An 18,962-nucleotide genomic window follows, 5' to 3' on the forward strand; every position below is an offset into this window, starting at 1 on the left:
TTCGTTATTAACGAGTGATATCAATACGAGCAATCAAACGTGACGCACTGGGTGCAAATCGACTCAGCAAACGCGTTGTCCATGCTTCAACACCCACCAGTGAAATGGCTGAATTATTTTGCACTGCTTTAAATACAGACTCAGCTACGTCATCTGGGGAGAAATTACGGCGTTTATACATTGCATCCGCTTTTGCACGCTTCTTCGCCTGCTCTGCCTCAGTCAATCCCGTGTAGATTGTTGCGTTTGCGATACCGGTTGCAACAAAGCCAGGGCAAATCGCGGTAACACCAATTTTCTTATCGCGTAGTTCAGCGCGCAAGCACTCCGTAAGCATGTAGACCGCAGCCTTACTGGTTGAATATGCAGCAAGTTTTCGATTCGGAGCAAAAGCAGCCGCGGAGGCGATATTAATAATATGTCCGGAACGATGTGCATCCACCATCTGCTGTGCAAACAGACGTGATCCATGGATCACTCCCCAAAGATTCACATTCAGGAGTTTTTCCCAGTCAGAAATACTCGTATCCAACATCCCGCCAGCCATGCCTATGCCGGCGTTATTGATCACGATGTTTGCTCCACCCAACTCAGTCTTCACCCAATACGCAAGCTTTTCCATCGCTGTCGCTGAACCCACATCAACTGTACGTGTCCATGATTCAGCACCAAGCAAGCGACAAAGTGTAGCGGTACGTTCAGCTGCTTCCAAATTAATATCTACGACTACAATGTCAGCACCTTCTTCGGCGAATTTCAGCGCAGTTGCGCGACCTATGCCTGAGCCTGCACCTGTAATTACAGCCAGTTGACCTGTCAGAGGAAGTTTTGCCCGATTTGCATGCACACGAGAGCGTTGTAGTGCGCCTGACATCTGCCCACTTTCAATGCCCCCTACAAACTCCCCGATCCATTGTGCAATCAGATTAGGGTGGCTTAGTGGAACCCAATGATTTGCATTGATATCTCGTCGATACAGTTCTGCAACCCACTGGTGTAAATCTTCATATAGCTGTATACCCGCATAATTGTCTTTAGTTGGTACAATTAACTGTACCGGACATGCAGTAAAGCGTTCTTCTGGATTAATGAGTTTGTCACGAAAGTTTGCGCGGTAGAGCTGTACACCGTGGACACCGTCTTCAGCTTGCGTAGGGCTTGGAGTCGACTCAACGACGCCTTCACGATGCTCTAGATAATGCGGCCACAATTTACCAAATCCAAACTTCCAGCTTACAGGGGCAAGTACAGGTAAATGGAAAAAACCGATATACCATGAACTCAGCGCCTGTTTAAATACTTGAACCTTCGCAGCAGGTGAAAGATTTAAAGTTCGTTCTTTTAGCCAATGCCCCATATGATCTAATGAAGGACCAGAGATCGTGGTATATGAAGAAATACGGGATTTAAGGCGATCGGTCGTTACAGATTCCCAACTTTGTATAGAGCCCCAGTCATGTGCAGCGAGATGGAATGAGCGATTTGGGATTAATGTATCCACCACTGCTGCAAGATCCGCTGCCAAAAGCTCCATCTTATAGTCGGATTGTTTTTTAGGGATATCGGACTGACCAGCCCCGCGTACATCATAAGCAATCACAAAATAATTTTGTGCAAGACGTAAAGCGACAGGTTCCCATACTAGATGATTATCAGGATAGCCATGTACTAATACGATAGGTGTTTTTTGATTATCCCCATACGTTGCTACAAATAGCTCTATCCCATTGCTTTTAATTTTTAAAGTCTGCGTATTCATTATTTATTTACCATATTGGCTTTTTCAATTGGCCATAAACCGCGTTCTTTCCAGCGTTTTACGTGTGGGGATTCGTCGTCCAGCCAATACGCATCATCTTCGGTAATGACCAGTAGCTCCTCAAACTTTGCTCCCACGCCACGAAAACCCAGATGAGGTTCAACTGCCCAAAGCCCGGGAATTGGGGGATGGTTGGAACTCGCATTCGATGACCAAATCGGCGACCAACCTTGACCTCTTGCAACCAAGGCAAGTCGTCCCAAAGACTCAAGGGCTTGGAAGCCGAATTTGAAAAGTGTATTGGGCTTTTGGCTCTTCCGTAATGGCATTGGCTCTACAGTATGCGCAAGTGTTTCAAATGGATATGCCTTATGACGTGGTTCGTAGCCTTGTTTTAAAATGAGTTGATCAACTGCACGTGAGACTTCACTCATTGGACGGCGCTGCTTGATCAACTCTAAAATCATTGATCGATACTCAGCCAAATCATCCAGAATTTGATCTAATATTTTGTTTTCGCCTAGTACACCTGCATAGCCAATGTCGGCAACATAGCCATTAATAACAGGCGCATTATCCAAAATAAACGGCATGTTCTCTTCTAATCGACGATTAGTCGGTAAAAACTGAAGTGCCACTTTAAATCCTTGGAAAGCGGTACGATCGCCAAACCAAGCAAATGGAGAGTGAAACCAGTCTGTAACCCCATGATCAAGTAACCAAACTTCCTGCATTTTAGCTGCTTGCTTCTCCGTCATACCCGGTTTGAGCTCTTTGGCCACAGCTTCCGCTGCAGCATAGGCTAATCGCTGGACTTTTCTAAACTGCTCAAGATCTTCTGCACTAGGTAAGTAACCTTTTACTGCGGGTGCTTTTTTTAACATGATGTTCTCCCAGTCATATTGGATATAAAACGAATTACAATGAAGCCGCTAATTCAGCGCCATCACGAATTGCCCGTTTTGCATCAAGCTCAGCTGCCAGCTTAGCACCACCAATAATGTGATATTTGGCACGAGTCACAATTTCCTCAGTTGGATAGAGCGCCCTTACGGATTCCTGGCCTGCGCATACAACGATGGTATCAACACGCAGTAACTGTTGCTGCCCATCCACGGTAATCCAAAGGCCTTCGTTGCTGACACGGTCATAGCTGACACCACGCATCATTTTTACGCCACCTTTTTTAACTGCAGCACGATGAACCCACCCGGATGTTTTACCTAGACCTGCGCCAACGCTCGTGGTCTTTCTTTGCAACAAGTAAATTTGACGATAAGGTGGGTGTAGCTGAGGACGTGCTAATCCTCCCTCACTGTCGTAATTAGCATGACGGTCTACTCCCCACTCTTGTTGCCAATCAGCCAATGGCTGAGGCTGAGGAGTCTCTGGATGACGTAAGAGAAACTCACTCACATCAAAACCGATACCACCAGCACCGATCACAGCGACGCGAGAACCTACAGTCGCACCTCTCAATACTTCGGCATAGCTTAGAACCTGTGGTAACTCACTACCTTCTAATTTAAGTGGTCTCGGTACCACGCCTGTTGCTACGATCACGTCGTCATAACCTTCGCGTTCAAGCTGCTCACGACTGACTTGCGTATTCAAGCGGAGGTCAACTCCAGTCTTATGGATCATTTTTTTGAAATAGCGAATTGTCTCGTGGAACTCTTCTTTTCCAGGAACGACCTTGGCGAGGTTAAATTGACCACCAATATCATCCTGAGCTTCAAATAACGTGACCTGATGTCCGCGGCTCGCAGCAACGGTTGCTGCTGACATGCCTGCCACACCACCACCAACCACAGCGACACGCCGAGGTTTCTTTGTCTTGATATAGAGCAGTTCAGTTTCATAGCACGCTTGTGGATTGACTAAACATGATGCACGTTTGTTTGCAAATGAATGGTCGAGGCAAGCTTGATTGCAGGCAATACAGGTATTGATTTCATCGACACGATTTGTTGCCGCTTTATTTACCCATTCTGGGTCAGCTAAAAACGGACGAGCCATTTGAACCATATCTGCTTTGCCACTAGCCAGTACCTCTTCCGCAACATCAGGCATGTTGATACGGTTGCTGGCAATAATTGGAACCTGGATATGCTGACGTACCTCAGCAGTAACATCTACAAATGCGGCCCGGGGCACTGACGTCACGATGGTCGGCACGCGCGCTTCATGCCAACCTATCCCACTATTGAGCAATGTAATCCCAGCACTTTCAAGTGCTTTGGCAACCTGAATCACCTCATTCATGGTGTTGCCGTTATGTACAAAGTCAATCAATGACAGACGGAAACAGATGATGAATTTTGCGCCTACTTTTGCTCTGATCGCTTTAACGATTTCAACAGCAAAACGCATGCGATTTTCGATATCACCGCCCCAGCGGTCTGTACGCTGATTGACATGGCGGCTTAAGAATTGATTAATTAAATACCCTTCTGATCCCATGATCTCCACACCATCATATCCAGCGAGCTTTGCGATCCTGGCACAATTTGCGTAGTCTTGAATTGTCGACAAAATGTTGCGTTCACTCATCTCGCGCGGCTTAAACATGGATATAGGAGATTTAATCGGGCTAGAGGAAACAACCAGAGGCTGATAGCCATAGCGGCCTGCATGTAAAATCTGCATCAGAATTTTACCACCGTGCTTATGCACGGCACGGGTAACTAAACGATGATTCAGCGCATCTGTTGGCGAATTCATGCTCCCACCAAAAGGTAATAACCATCCTTGACGATTCGGAGAAATCCCTCCTGTAATCATCAAACCCACTCCCCCTTTGGCACGTTCACCAAAATAAGCGGCAAGTTTTGGATATTGATAAAAGCGATCCTCTAAGCCCGTATGCATGGACCCCATGACAACGCGGTTTTTGAGTTGGGTAAATCCAAGATCGAGAGGTTGGAGCAAATGGGGGAATTTTGGAATTGACATGGGTGATCTACACTCTTTAAAAGACATCGACGTATCACTTTTTACATTGCTTGCTTAAATTTATTTTAAATGAGCTTGCTAATGTGTACACTGACAACATTAAATTAGAAAATCGATATTGTCAATATAAAATTACGCCATCTGAACGATGGGGAGTATGCGTTTACGATAGATAAAATAGGCAACTGTTATAATGGTTGTATGAGCTACGGCGAAATATTAATGTGAAGGACAATTTAAGGTGACAAACAGCACTTCAGAACTAGAGCAACTAACCCCTCAATCTCAAGCAACCCCAAGAAACTATGCGAATAATTATCATCATGGCAATCTAAGACGTTCGCTCATTGATAAAGGGCTTGAATTATTGGAGAGTCGAGAAAATGCTGAAATCAGCTTGAGGGAGCTTGCTAGAGAAGTTGGTGTATCGACCAATGCGGCATATCGACATTTTGAAAATAAAGATGCGTTGATGGTTGCTTTGGCTGTAGAGGGCTGTCAAATTCTAATGCACGAACAATTGATCGCAGCAAAACAAGATCAAAACCCCGAGCGACAGTTCAGGAATATTGGCCGTGCTTATGTTAATTTTGCGATTAAGAACCCGGCGCTATTCCAACTCATGTTTGGTCGTTTTACTGCTGGAAATCATAGTTCCGAGCTAAATTCCGCCGCCGATCAAATCTATAAATATTTGATCGAAATTGTCTCATCCGCTATCAAACTTGAACAGGAAGATCCACGCGTAATCGTCTTTGCCTCTCAAGCTTGGAGTTTAGTGCATGGTTTAAGCGTTTTGATCTTAAATGGTCAATTCAAACGCCTGACTGATGATATTGATGGTTTGATCGGTGCGATCTTTAAAAATCAGATGTCGCTAGCCAGAAAAAGCTAAAAAAACCTGCCGTATAGACAGGTTTATATTTTTATCAGTTTAAATAGCTAGAGGGATTTCTGGCTTAGTTTCAATAGGCTTAACGAATTCAAATTTGTCCTTACTCTCCCCTTGCAAGGGCCTGTTCTCCGCTTTAGAGGGTGGTTTGGGTATAGTTGTAGGTACCGGTGGTTTGTCACCTGGGATTGTTGACATAACTTTAACCTCAATATAGAGACAAAATTGACGCTATGTTTATAGTCTACGCCTATACTCCTTCTGCAATACCTGAGTCACGTTTGTAAGTTGTCACGCCTTTATATTTTTACAGAGACTTCGTGTAACTTTTAGGTTTATATTTTAATATTAAAACAGATTACACTTGTTTTTATTCATGTTCCAAGTGCAAATCATCACTATATTCTTCAATAAAAAAAACAGTATAAACTTCAGACATTAGGATCTTATCTAGACAAGGGAAATTAAACATAATGATCGAAACGCAAAGTACTGAGCCCAAAGCCCCTTTGATCAATGGCCGAGCTATAGACTGGATATTATTCCTGCTTGCAATGATTTCACTTGGTCTACTCATTTGGCAAAATTTCGCACATGTTAGCCAATTTGAACTCATGATCATTAGACTGACTGATTATTCAGTGTGCTCAATCTTTGCAGCAGAGTTTTTTTGGCGCTGGTTTAAGGATGGTTGGACTCTTAAGTACCTCGGTCGTAATTGGTATGCCATCTTAGGGATGATCCCTATTTCTAATTCTATGATGCACCCTTACCCTTGGCTGCGCGCACTGCTAATCCTTGCGCGATTCGGCCGAGCGATCGATCGCATTCTGGGCGAGGGCTTCACTTATCGTTTAGTGAATCGTCTAAAAAATACTGTGGTCAACGCGATTAGTGGCTTGGTCACAATTGCGGTACTGGATCGGGTCACAGATGTTCTGGTCAAGGGCACATATACCGATAATATTGCACGTGCTCTTGCCGAAGATGAAGGACTATTGCGAGCAATGGTCTTGGAAAAGTTAAAATCTGATCCCCAAACTGGGCGCTTATCCTGGTTACCTTATCATGATGAGATTGTAGAAAGCGTTATCAATGCTGTTTTGCGAGTCACGGAAAGTATTTTAAAAGATTCACGAACCGATGAGCTCGTGTCAAATATGTTGCGTGTGAATGTTGAGCAACTTCGGGCAGCGATTGATGCAGAGGAGCAGGAAAAAGAAAAGGATTAACCTATAATTATTAAAATTTATAGTTAGATCTACTTCCAGTGGGTCATCTTACAAACTATAAAACTTGTGATTGATACCTAAAATCAAAACTAATTGCTCACAAATTAAACTCGTCGGAATGAAAATTAAGCAAAAGATCAATAAAGACCAAAGATTTATGAAATTAGTTCTTTTTTAGGTTGCGTCTGGTGCATATTTTCCCTAAAATCTCGCACCACGACAGGCGTATAGCTCAGCTGGTTAGAGCACCACCTTGACATGGTGGGGGTCGCTGGTTCGAGTCCAGTTACGCCTACCAAATTTGGTAGACAAAATAGTCACTTAGTGTTAATTCGCTAAGTGGCTTTTTTTATTTTCGGGGTATTTTCTGCGAATTAATTATTTTTTCAATAAAAAATTATAAAATGCATCGCTTACATGCGGTGTAAGAGGTCGAAGGTTCGAATCCTTTTATATGCTCACCTTGAAGCCTTACCCGTCTTCCCTTGAATTACATTAATCTAATGAGTTAGAGCATCGCTAAAGGATGATTCCGTGGCACCTTAAACCCTGCTGCATTTCGATGACCACCGCCGCCAAACTCAGCGGCAATCACTGCTACATCAAGACCGGCATCATTTGATCGCAAGCTAAATGCACGATGATCCTTTGTATCGGTATAGCAGGCGGCAAATGGATGACCTTCAGACAAGATGTGACCTGCGTCACTGCTAAAGGTAAATGGAACATTTGCCGTAGGCACACGATAACCAGCAATCTCCATTGTGCGAGTAACTTGATCCAGTATGTCGCGTAGATCCTTACGTTGCTTCAACGCCATGGCATTACCAGCCTGAATAGCTACATTTAGGTCTTCGCTAATGATCTGATCCAATTTATCCCAATTTTCAAAGGTTTGATCGAAAGCAAACACATAAGAAGTAATTTCACGTGTGTGATCTAAGCGGAACTGCCACAAATCACGGTCTTGAACGTATTTAACCAACAATGGCGAATCTTCTAATGGATAGAGATAATCCCAGGCCAACTGTGCCCCACTGCGGTTATTATCTGTGAACCACTCTAGATCATCTAAACCTGCCAAATCTTCAAGAGCAGTCTTGTGATGATCAATCAACACGACCTTTCCAGCAACTTTGATCATTGCCTCGACAATCGCACGCTTATAGCTAAAATCGACAAGGTAAACGACACGACCAGTCACATTCGGCGGTGCTTCAGAAAATACGCCCGGATGAAAATCAACGCTATTTCCGAACTTCTTAAAAAACACCCATGCAGCAGTGAAGCCGTCGGCACATTTGCCGTGGTAAATGACTATTGGTTTGCTCAATTAAATTCCCCTAAATATGATTTGGATTGTACTTGTAAGGGGGCTTGATGAATACGCTACGCGGTTTAATAATCGAAAAACACCACATTGAAATTGTTGAATGGCTTTTTATTGCGTTTATTGCGAATAGAAAAGCCAGAGTAAGTTCCAAATAAAACCATTTAAGTGACAATATTTGTTATTTGTTGACATTTGTCAGAGTCGATATTGCCCACTCTGAACCTCAATCTTCTCTATGACATTTACCACTTTTCTTAAAAATATTTAGCAAAAATAACGCTTGTCATCCATAACATACCGCTCGCCCAAATTTCCAAAATCTAGGCATGGTTTATGCTTGTGTTGAGTGTATTTTAATCAAAGCTCATCCAACTTAAGGATCAACCAGATGCCTAAAACAATACAAACAGACTCTGAAACCAAAGACCAGAACTCATCCATGGATCAGTTTCTGAAAGACAACCAAGATTTATCGTTAGAAATTCTGGCAGAAATGCTACAAAGACCCGCATCTGAGATTCGCCGGCGACGCCAGAATCTAGGCATATTCCGAAATACGCGGATTATGAATTTGCTTCCTTCTCACTAAACTGAGAGGCCATATCTAATAATGGCTTTAAGTAATCTAATATCAAAGAGTCACACGGACGTTACTCTTTACGCCAGCTTCTGACGATCATCATCATCTCTTTTATCGATTCTTTTTCAGAAAATAAATCTGTGCTATAGCGTGCGGTACGATAAATAGAAGCTATTTTTTTAGCTTGGTGTTCATATCCTGCAAGCTCAACACGCTTTAACCATTGCAACATGCCTTCATGGTCTTTTCGAGCCAATCCATGCTTGTCCAGACGACGCGATAATCTGATCAAGGGGATATCGAGTGGATGCCATTTTGGTCGTTTGCGACTCCATTGCACGAGAACGACAACGGCTAATACCAAAGCAAAAATCATAAACATCACTAAGACCTGCATCACTTGTGAACGCAAGCCTAAAAATTTAAACAAAAAATCGTTCTGACGTGCTTGATCAAAACCGACGACATCCCGTTGCCATAAGTATTTTGCATAGTCCACCCACTCATGCGCCTGCCCAAAAATTTTAAACTGGTTATAGCGAAGCGTCCCCGCAATTCCATCTCCGAACATTGTCGGGTTTTGTGAGGTTAGCGCTCCCATACCGCGTTCAATACGATCAGGAGCGATCGCTGCAGTTGGGTCATAACGAACCCAGCCTCGCCCCGTAATCCATATTTCGCTCCAAGCATGGGCATCCATCTGGCGAATCTCTAGGCTATGCCCATCTCGACCTAGCTGCCCTCCCTGATAACCCACTACCACGCGCGCAGGAACGCCTGCCGCACGCATTAGAAAAGTAAATGCCGAGGAATAATGCTCACAAAAACCACGTCTGGTTCTAAATAAAAACTCATCTATTCGATCACCATTCAGTGGCGGTGGCTGTAATGTATAAACAAAATTCTCATGCCGTATCCAAGCAGTCACATAACTGGCATAGAGTTCGGGATTACCTTTTGCTTGTTTAAATAAATTGTGCGCAAAAGCACGACTTTGTGGGTTACCACTTTCAGGAAGCTGCAAAGTATCTTGTGCGAGCCATTCTGGTAAGTCTGCATCTATTGTTTGTGTATTAAAGCGCAACAGTTTGTAAGTAGTTCTTTGTCTGATGTCATCGGATGCTTGAACCGTATATTCACGAGTTAAGCCGACATCAGAATTTTCTCCAATGGGAAAATTGAGTGCAAAAAGCCAGGGCTGTTGCGTTGGCTCAAGAGTAATTGAATACTTTGTTGGTTCACGGGTCTTTAAAGTCACCCCGTGAGCAAGCCATGGAGGAATGGACTGAGTTCCCCATTGGGTCGCTTTCAACCGTGCATCTTGCGTCGGACGCCATGTTCTTCCATCAAACGTGCCTAATACTAGGCCACGCCAATAAAGCTCTGCATTAGGAGGAATGAGGCCTTCAGGGAATACCGCACGAAATGCAAGTTCAGTGGATTGACTTAAGTTTGCAATATCACCAGGTGACATGCTGTCACTCATCCCCGTCTTCGCCTGATCTTGGCTCAGATGAATGGACCAAATCGGAGATATTCTAGGGAAAAAAATGAACAAGATAACCATCAGTGGCACGGCAATGGTTATTATAAAAAAAATAGTTTTAAGCGCATGGTAAGGACTAATGCCGTTGACATCCGTTCGAATAACTTGAATGGGTTGTGAATCATTCACGACCATATTCTGCATCATCATGGCATACAATATACTGCAGGTCGCCAATACAACCCAAACGGTTGTCGTTAGTCCTTGATCAAATAAAAATAGCCCAGCAGTAACAAATAATCCTAACGTCAATACAACATACACATCACGGCGCGTATTTACCTCAAATAGCTTACCCAATAAGCAAATAATCAGAAAAGCAGTGCCCGCTTCTAGTCCAAGTATCGTATGAAAAGTTTGAAATATTCCAAACAATCCTGACAAAAAAACGATCCCTTGCAATATCTTCTGCATGCGCAGCGACGGCGTAAAAAGACGCTGATGAACGAAAGACAGTTGCATCAGAATAGAAAATAAAGCGATTAGCAAAAGCCAATAAGGTAAATGTTCTGAGTGTGGGAAAACCACAAGTAGTTGGACAAGCATGACACTATCTTTAGCGGTCATTCGCATCACTGGATCTCCGCGAGCAAACGTAATGCCATGGCTTGGTGAGAGAGTCCTTGGCCAAGTGGAAGTGAGCGGCCAAGAACCTTTAATTCAAAAGTGACCTGTTCATCAGTCATCTTTTTGACCCAATATGCGAGTTTTGATAATCGTAGCTCATGACCACCGTACATATCCTTATAGTCGAGTATTTGCTCTCGACTATGTGCATCTGAGAATTGTTTGGTGTACGTCCCTTGACCACGTGCAAGGTGTGTCCATGAAACTCGAGATAGTGATTCACCGGGCACAAATTCTCTGAGATCATCAAACTCACTGGATCCTGCTACACGGATAACAGCTTCATCTTCTTCAGTTGCCATCGCGCTTTCGCCATGCAGAATACCTTCTATCGGTTTAGGAGATACCCATGCAATCAGATTAAAGCGGACATAGCTCCATGCTCTTAAAACCCCTAATGGATAGACGGTCTCTACGCGCAGTCGTGATGGTAAAAAACGTCCACGATCAGGTGTTAAAAGTTTGAAGCTTAATAAAACAGGACGATCCAAGTGTTCGATGATTTGATGCTGATCATCCCAAATCAGTTGGATTTGATAAGGAAACTTTCGACCATGAGGGGTCAAACGAATACGATACTCTGTATGCCCACCTGCTTCACTGTCAGTTGCATCGATAGCTTCAAGAAGTAAACCGGATAAGTTATTGAACGTATAATAGATGGTTACAATTACGGTACTACCTAGAAAGAAGCACAATCCTAGAACCAGATTGTTCGCATAATTGACACCCGCGATAAAGATAGCCAGCATCATGAGAGCTAGCAAACCACCCTCTTTGGTTAAAAAGATAAAAATTTGCTTTTGAGTCAGTTTGATTTGCTGAATAGCGGGCAAACGTCTGTTTTGCCACGCTTGAGTTTTTTGTTGAAACCATCCCTGAACAGCCATGAATCATCCATAAATTTTAATTGATTCGATTTAAATTCGGTTGATGCATCTACATAGTGAAGTGCATCAACTTTAACGTTCCTCTCGCTATATTTTGAGCCCTCGGACCTAATGCGTTGCATGTCCTCGTACTTTTTGAATCAGCATCACGATGATCAATACAATAGCGCCTGCGATCACCCCAAATAAACCATTTAATCCAGCCTCGACAATGCTTTTGATCGGCCCACTGATCTGCCCAACATGTTCAATCCATGTAGGTACGGCATGCAGATTAAGACTATGCATACCGTGAACGAGGATACCCCCTCCCACTAAAAACATTGCGATGGTTCCTGCGACAGATAGGAATTTCATCAGTTTGGGTGCAGCAGCGATTAGGACATGGCCTACGGCTTGGAGTGATTGACTTTTCTTTTTCTCAAGATAAAACCCAAGATCGTCGAGTTTAACGATTCCAGCGACAATGCCATAAACCCCGATAGTCATCACTATAGCCACCAGTGACAGTACTAAGGCTTGCTGCAAGAGCGTTGCGCCAACAGCCATCGTACCGAGTGCAATCACAATAATTTCTGCTGATAAGATAAAATCTGTACGTATGGCACCTTTGATCTTATCTTTTTCATAGGCAACCATATCCACATTTTTATCGAGAAAAGCTTCGACCAAGGCTTCCTTTTCTTGTTCGGAGTGATTTGAAGCATGCAGAAACTTATGGGCAAGCTTTTCTACGCCTTCAAAGCACAAATACAGGCCGCCAATCATCAGGAGCGGTGTGATTAATACTGGTAACATAGCACTGATCAGGAGTGCCAACGGAACGAGAATGAGTTTATTAAGCGCTGAGCCCTTTGCAACGGCAAACACGACAGGTAACTCCCGCTCTGCTCGAATGCCGTGTACTTGCTGAGCATTTAAAGCCAAATCATCCCCTAAGACACCAGCAGTCTTTTTTGCGGCAACTTTGGTCATCAAAGCAACATCATCTAAGATCGTTGCAATATCATCAATTAATGCAAATAAACTACTGCCCGCCATGTTCTTTCCTAATAAAGTTTACAATTTATTTAAATTTTAGTTATTTTTTAAACGACTACCGCGACTTGTTTCAAGCTCTGACCCGCAGTCGATACTCCGGCAACAACGCCACCCAAGCGATGATCTGCGACAGCCACAAAAACAGCTTGAATATCTTCGGGTACCGTATAACTCCGTCCAGCAACAAACGCATAGGCCTGTGCCGCGCGCTTCAGTGCAAGGACGCCCCGCGTCGATAGTCCAACATGTTGCCGTGACTCACGCGTTTTCAGCACTAAGCGCTGGAGATAATCTAAAACGGGAGTGGCGACATGAACCTGTAATACCGCTTGCTGCCAATTAATCAATGTACCCTGCTCTAACAAAGGCTGCATCTGAGCAAGTAGTTTTCTTCGATCAACACCGAGGAGCAAATCGCGCTCTGCTTGTTCAGATGGATAGCCTAAAGACAAACACATCAAAAAACGATCTAATTGTGATTCGGGTAATGGATAGGTTCCCGCTTGCTGCATTGGATTTTGTGTTGCAATGACAAAAAAAGGCTCTGGCAGTGGTCTTGTCTGCCCATCTTGCGATACTTGCCGCTCTTCCATTGCCTCAAGTAGCGCGCTTTGTGTTTTTGGACTCGTACGATTGATTTCGTCTGCAAGTAAAACCTGAGTAAAAATCGGGCCTGGGCGAAATTCAAAGCTCTGCTTTTCTGGATTAAACATTGAGAAACCCAGAATGTCGGTCGGAAGCATATCACTTGTGAACTGTACGCGACGGTAATTCAAACCCAGCCCTCGTGCTAAGCTTTCAGCGAGCGTTGTTTTCCCCATACCGGGTAAATCTTGTAGGAGTAAATGCCCGCCAGCAAGCAAACAGGTCAGGGATAATTTAATTTGTTCAGGTTTATCTAGAATGATATGACCCAAAGCGGTGAGCACTGACTCTATCAATGGTTTAGCTTGCTCAATGAGCGTGTGAATGCTTTGATCCACAACTGGTGACGGGTGCTTTTGGACAAATTGATCGACTGTCACGAAGTGGATATCCTTATGATTACGTGAATAGTATGGCTGTAGTCTAACTGAATCTACGCCTTTCATATATCCATTCAATCCCCTAAGTTCATAAAAATAAAAGAAGGCACTCTACTTTTCAAAGTAGAGTGCCTTCTTAAGAGTTCACCCAAGATTCGAACTGCTGGGAGCTCGGATCTCTGATGTAAGTTATTGCTTGTCGATTCGCAATCCTAGCATTCGTGGAGAATTGCCACGCAAAATTAACACACCCACTACACCTTGTTTGGGGAGTGCACGCTGCGCTTCGATAAAGGCTGAGAGATTCGATGTCGGGCGGTTATTTAAACGCACGATTACATCGCCCGGTTGCAACTGTGCTCGATCAGCAAGGCTATCTGGCTCAATGGCATCAATAACAACACCTTTAGCCGGTGCATCCGTTCTTTCCTTGTCATTCATCTCGCGGACTTTTAAACCCAGAGAGCCAGCACTGCTTGCCGCATTAGCGACTTTTTCTGGAGAGTCATCATCTTCTGTTGCGGCTTTCAATTTTGCATTCAAGGTCAATGGGCTACCATCACGTTGTATGCCTATCGCTACAGTTGCGCCTGGACGGGTACGATTAATGCGATTCACCAGATCAGAAGCTCGGCTAATTGGTTGATTATTATAAGTCAGGATAATATCACCATCTTTAATTCCCGCTTCACTTGCTGCAGATTTAGGTGATACTTTGGTCACTAAGGCACCTTCTGGTTTAGGAAGGTGATAAACCTCCGCAAGGTTGCGATCAATATCTTGCGGATAGACACCTAAGTATGCACGAGAAACCTTGCCACCACCTTTCAGCTGATCGGCAATATCAATGGCAACATCAATTGGGATTGAAAATGACAGCCCCATATAACCGCCAGTACCACTGAAAATTCGTGAGTTAATCCCGACGACCTCTCCTTTCTGGTTAAACAGTGGTCCTCCAGAGTTACCGGGATTTAAGGCAACATCTGATTGGATAAAGGGTACGGCACTATCGGCGGTCATTGAGCGCGATGTGGCACTGACAATACCCGCAGATGCTGAATAATCAAATCCAAAAGGTGACCCAATTGCCAGGACAGGCTCACCAACACGAAGGGCATCAGAATTACCAATTTTTAAGGATGGGAAATTCGTGCCTTTCACTTTTAAAACGGCAACGTCAGTGCGCTCATCACTACCAACAACTTCGGCATCGATTTCGCGACGGTCACTCAAAGTGATTGTGACTTTCTTTGCATCATCGACCACATGACGGTTCGTCAATAAATATCCATCAGGGCTGATAAAAAAAGCACTGCCATAGGATTTTTGTTCTGTTTGAGGTTTAGGTTGATTTGGGATTACGATTTGATTGCCGAAAAAGCGCTTCAGCATCTCGGGTAACTGCTGCTGCATCTGCTCTTCTTGAGTCAATTTTTTTGCGACGGTTACTCTAACGACTGCGGGTGCTACATTCGCGACCAAATCAGAGAAATCAATGGGCGCAGCTGCTTGCGTTGTTTGTAAAAGTACACCACCCATGGCACTCGACAATACAAGTCCTTGAAATAAACGATACCCCATTTTTTTTGAACCTTGACTTTCCATTACTTCCTCACCTGACTGAACCAAATATTAAGCTGACCTTCAATCGAAAACATGCGCTTTGGGCGTCCATTGCCGCAAATTCCCTTGAATAAATGACGTTAAAAACAAGATATTGCAGTTTGTTTTTTACCATAGCTGCTTTGGTTTATCTGTTAGCAATCGTTGCTTCCTGTGGTATTAATTTCAATGCACTACATGCAAAATGTAAAATAGCGCCAAACTTGATCAAAATTCATCGCGAATCTCATTTTAACCTTTGCCTGATTCGGCTCAGCATAATGGCCTCATGACCCATGATATCTGCTAAAAACGTGTCCCAACTGACAAAAAATACCAATTATTGCAATGACTCAAACGTTTCCCCCCTTGCACAGACGCCTTAATTCTTCGATACTCGCGCTCTTCTTTTAGAATTTTAAAGGTAATTGTCGTCCGTGAGCATGACTAAAACCAATAATGCCGCTAACTCAGCCCCTGCAGCGGATACATCAGCATCCATCAACCAATCAACGGATCTCAATTTTGATGTCATCATCGTTGGTAGTGGTGCAGCTGGGCTCACGCTTGCACTTTCTTTACCGAGTCATTTGCGCGTTGCCGTCATGGCAAAAGCGCCACTCACAGAAGCGAGCACCTATTACGCACAAGGCGGCGTTGCTGCGGTTTTAGATGAAACAGATTCAACGGAAAATCATATTGAAGATACATTGATCGCAGGCGCAGGATTATGCCATCGCGATGCGGTAGCATTTACTGTTGAAGGCGGCCGTGCGGCTGTTGATTTCTTGTTAAAACAAGGTGTTCGTTTCACCTTGGATGAAGAAGAGCAACTCCATCTCACTCGAGAAGGTGGACATTCGCATCGTCGAATCATTCATGCTGCAGATGCAACCGGTATAGCCATTTCAACGACCTTGATTCGCCAAGTGAAGAAGCGTACCAATGTGGCGATATTGACAAACCATGCTGCAGTTGACGTCATTACCAGTGACAAGCTTGGCTTGGGCGGTAAAAATCATGTGGTTGGTCTTTATGCTCTCGACATGACCACCAATAAAGTTAAAAGCTTTCAAACCCGTTTTATTGCATTAGCCTGCGGCGGTGCCAGTAAATCTTATCTTTATACCAGTAATCCAGATATCGCGACCGGCGATGGCATTGCCATGGCATGGCGTGCGGGATGTCGGGTTGCCAATATGGAGTTTAATCAATTCCATCCAACCTGTTTATACCATCCTGAAGCTCGCTCCTTCCTGATTACTGAAGCAATGCGCGGTGAAGGCGCTTATTTGCGCTTACCGAATGGCGAACGCTTTATGCCCCGGTTTGACGAGCGTGCTGAGCTTGCACCACGTGATATTGTTGCACGCGCAATTGACTATGAGATGAAGCGTCTAGGTGCACGTCATTTGTACTTAGATATTAGCCATCGTCCTGCTGACTTTGTTAAAGGTCACTTTCCAATGCTTTATGAGCGTTTGTTAGAACTCGGTATTAATATTACTAAAGATCAAATTCCTGTCGTTCCTGCTGCTCACTATACCTGTGGCGGAGTGATGGTGGATCTGAATAGTGAAACTGATATCTCCGGTCTTTACGCTATCGGCGAGACCTCTTTCACTGGTCTGCACGGTGCAAATCGTATGGCCAGTAATTCATTGTTGGAATGTTTTGTATTTGGCGCAAGTGCAGCACGCCACATTACCCAAAAACTATTAGAGCAAGACGTGGAGCCAAATCTCGTCGAAGTGCCACGCTGGGATGATTCCCGTGTACAGAATCCTGATGAAGACGTTGTCATTTTGCATAACTGGGAAGAGTTACGTCATTTCATGTGGAACTACGTTGGTATCGTACGCACGACAAAACGTTTAGAGCGTGCACTGAATCGCATTCAAATGCTCAAGCACGAGATTGAAGAGTACTACTCTAGCTATATTATGAGTAAAAATTTAATTGAACTGCGTAACCTTGCATTAGTCAGTGAAATGATTGTGCGCTGCGCATTACAGCGTAAAGAGTCTCGTGGTTTGCATTACACCTTGGACTATCCTGAGCTTTCGACTGAGATCAAAGACTCTATTCTTATCCCTCCTGATTTTACTGCTGGCTAAAGTTGACGCTCAGTATTTGGTATCAAAATGAGATGCCAATTACTGAGCGTTCCGACTGTTTTTTAATCACTCATTCTGTTACCCAAAAGCACATTATTTTCTTTAATTAATATTGTATCATTCACTATATTATTAATAATCGAAGCGTATTATGAGCACTCTCGCAGATGTAGCATTTTCTATGCTGGACTTGGTTCCGATTCAGGATCACGGCACAGTCAAACAAGCCATCGATAACTCTCTCAATCTTGCACAGCACCTTGAAATTTTGAACTTTAAGCGTTTTTGGCTCGCAGAACATCACAATATGGATGGCATTGCCAGCTCTGCCACCGCAGTGCTCATTGGGCATATTGCAGGGGGAACTAAAACCATTCGTGTTGGTTCTGGTGGTGTCATGCTACCTAATCATGCGCCTCTTATTGTCGCTGAAAACTTTGGTACGCTTGCTGCACTCTATCCTGATCGGATCGATCTAGGTATAGGCCGGGCACCTGGTGCAGATCAAATTACGATGCGCGCCCTACGACGCGGGTTAGTGGACGCAGATGACTTCCCAAATCAATTGAACGAACTACGTGCCCTACTCGCGCCTGTTCAGCCTAATCAGCGACTTATTGCTACGCCAGGAGCCAATAGCAATGTCCCGATATGGTTGCTCGGTTCTAGTCTTTTTAGCGCACAACTTGCAGGACAGTTAGGATTACCCTATGCCTTTGCTTCTCACTTTGCGCCGCGCATGTTGCACGAGGCCATTCATATCTATAAATCTCACTTTACGCCATCAGAGACGTTAAGTAAGCCGTATTTATCTCTAGGCGTGCCATTGATTGCCGCTCCAACCGATCAAGAAGCCGAGTTCCTCGCAACAACCAGTAAACAACGCATCCAAGCACTTTTCAGCGGTAAAAGCTTACGATTAAGGCCACCAATTGAAAATATGGGTCAAATTTGGAGTTCGCATCAAGAACAAATTTCGGTTGAATCATTCCTAGCCGCAGCAGTAATTGGCGGACCTCTAACGGTCAAAGCCAAATTGGAAAAGTTTCTTGAAGAAACGGGAGCTGATGAACTGATGTTTGTCAGTGATATCTATGACTTTGAATTGCGGAAAAGATCATTTGATATCGTTAATGCGTTAAAACACGCTTAACGTTATCTTTTTAGCAGTCTTAAAACATAAAAAAAGACACCCGAAGGTGTCTTTTTTTGAACTTACAATCTACAAGAGATTAAGCAAGAACGTTAGCAACTACACCCGCACCAACAGTACGACCACCTTCACGGATCGCGAAACGTAGACCTGGGTCCATCGCGATTGGGTGAATCAGTTCAACTGTCATTTGGATGTTGTCACCTG

At 44.0% G+C, this 18,962-nt stretch carries 14 protein-coding genes, 1 tRNA gene and 1 pseudogene; 6 read left to right on the forward strand and 10 right to left on the reverse strand.

Annotation, left to right across the window (positions count from 1 at the left end; genetic code table 11):
• Positions 1-7: 7 nt before the first annotated feature.
• From ACLHG7_RS11955 to ACLHG7_RS11965, 3 genes are read right to left on the reverse strand one after another with little or no spacing between them, the layout of a single operon-like run.
• Positions 8-1,759 (reverse strand): SDR family oxidoreductase, encoded by a 1,752-nt coding sequence (locus tag ACLHG7_RS11955; protein ID WP_410211234.1) that lies wholly within the window; start codon positions 1,757-1,759, stop codon positions 8-10.
• Entirely contained in the window at positions 1,759-2,643 is an 885-nt protein-coding gene (locus tag ACLHG7_RS11960; protein ID WP_410211235.1) for a M24 family metallopeptidase, read from the reverse strand. Before ACLHG7_RS11960 ends, ACLHG7_RS11955 begins: the two co-directional genes overlap by 1 nt.
• A 34-nt stretch (positions 2,644-2,677) precedes the next feature.
• The gene (locus ACLHG7_RS11965) at positions 2,678-4,714 is read right to left on the reverse strand and encodes an FAD-dependent oxidoreductase (RefSeq protein WP_410211236.1); all 2,037 of its coding nucleotides are present in this window, start codon (positions 4,712-4,714) and stop codon (positions 2,678-2,680) included.
• Between the two features lie 241 nt (positions 4,715-4,955).
• Between ACLHG7_RS11965 and ACLHG7_RS11970 the strand changes: the two genes are divergently transcribed.
• From ACLHG7_RS11970 to ACLHG7_RS11980, 3 genes are all read left to right on the forward strand, one after another.
• Positions 4,956-5,609 (forward strand): TetR/AcrR family transcriptional regulator, encoded by a 654-nt coding sequence (locus ACLHG7_RS11970; RefSeq protein ID WP_410211237.1) that lies wholly within the window; start codon positions 4,956-4,958, stop codon positions 5,607-5,609.
• Positions 5,610-6,079: 470 nt separating this feature from the next.
• Positions 6,080-6,838, forward strand: coding sequence for a hypothetical protein (locus tag ACLHG7_RS11975; protein WP_410211238.1), 759 nt, complete (start codon positions 6,080-6,082; stop codon positions 6,836-6,838).
• Positions 6,839-7,059: 221 nt separating this feature from the next.
• Positions 7,060-7,136 (forward strand) — tRNA-Val (locus ACLHG7_RS11980).
• 210 nt (positions 7,137-7,346) lie between these two features.
• Here ACLHG7_RS11980 and ACLHG7_RS11985 read toward each other — a convergent pair.
• The gene (locus ACLHG7_RS11985) at positions 7,347-8,171 is read right to left on the reverse strand and encodes a DHHA1 domain-containing protein (RefSeq protein WP_410211239.1); all 825 of its coding nucleotides are present in this window, start codon (positions 8,169-8,171) and stop codon (positions 7,347-7,349) included.
• 388 nt (positions 8,172-8,559) lie between these two features.
• Between ACLHG7_RS11985 and ACLHG7_RS11990 the strand changes: the two genes are divergently transcribed.
• A complete protein-coding gene (locus ACLHG7_RS11990) occupies positions 8,560-8,760 on the forward strand; it encodes a hypothetical protein (protein WP_410211240.1) in 201 nt (66 codons plus the stop codon).
• A gap of 61 nt (positions 8,761-8,821) precedes the next feature.
• On the opposite strand, the gene ACLHG7_RS11995 is transcribed toward ACLHG7_RS11990, so the two are convergent.
• The 5 genes from ACLHG7_RS11995 to ACLHG7_RS12015 all read right to left on the reverse strand — a co-directional run bounded on the left by ACLHG7_RS11995 (position 8,822) and on the right by ACLHG7_RS12015 (position 15,422).
• A complete protein-coding gene (locus ACLHG7_RS11995; RefSeq protein WP_410211241.1) occupies positions 8,822-10,870 on the reverse strand; it encodes a transglutaminaseTgpA domain-containing protein in 2,049 nt (682 codons plus the stop codon).
• Positions 10,870-11,814, reverse strand: coding sequence for a DUF58 domain-containing protein (locus ACLHG7_RS12000; RefSeq protein ID WP_410211242.1), 945 nt, complete (start codon positions 11,812-11,814; stop codon positions 10,870-10,872). Before ACLHG7_RS12000 ends, ACLHG7_RS11995 begins: the two co-directional genes overlap by 1 nt.
• Before the next feature lie 108 nt (positions 11,815-11,922).
• A complete protein-coding gene (locus ACLHG7_RS12005; RefSeq protein WP_410211243.1) occupies positions 11,923-12,855 on the reverse strand; it encodes a DUF808 domain-containing protein in 933 nt (310 codons plus the stop codon).
• A gap of 47 nt (positions 12,856-12,902) precedes the next feature.
• Entirely contained in the window at positions 12,903-13,838 is a 936-nt protein-coding gene (locus ACLHG7_RS12010) for an AAA family ATPase (RefSeq protein ID WP_410211258.1), read from the reverse strand.
• A 231-nt stretch (positions 13,839-14,069) separates the two neighbouring features.
• On the reverse strand, positions 14,070-15,422 hold the full coding sequence (locus tag ACLHG7_RS12015) for a Do family serine endopeptidase (RefSeq protein ID WP_410211259.1): 1,353 nt from the start codon (positions 15,420-15,422) through the stop codon (positions 14,070-14,072).
• Positions 15,423-15,928: 506 nt separating this feature from the next.
• Here ACLHG7_RS12015 and nadB point away from each other — a divergent pair.
• Both nadB and ACLHG7_RS12025 read left to right on the forward strand, forming a co-directional pair.
• Positions 15,929-17,602 carry an L-aspartate oxidase gene (gene nadB, locus ACLHG7_RS12020; RefSeq protein WP_410211260.1) on the forward strand — a complete coding sequence of 558 codons (1,674 nt, stop codon included), beginning with the start codon at positions 15,929-15,931 and terminating at the stop codon, positions 17,600-17,602.
• 151 nt (positions 17,603-17,753) lie between these two features.
• A complete protein-coding gene (locus tag ACLHG7_RS12025) occupies positions 17,754-18,755 on the forward strand; it encodes an LLM class flavin-dependent oxidoreductase (protein WP_410211244.1) in 1,002 nt (333 codons plus the stop codon).
• 79 nt (positions 18,756-18,834) lie between these two features.
• Here ACLHG7_RS12025 and ACLHG7_RS12030 read toward each other — a convergent pair.
• Positions 18,835-18,962 (reverse strand): annotated as a pseudogene (locus ACLHG7_RS12030) (elongation factor Tu); the annotation flags it as partial.

The sequence above is a fragment of the Aquirhabdus sp. genome, assembly GCF_046462495.1.
In the GTDB taxonomy this organism is placed as follows: Bacteria; Pseudomonadota; Gammaproteobacteria; order Pseudomonadales; family Moraxellaceae; genus Aquirhabdus.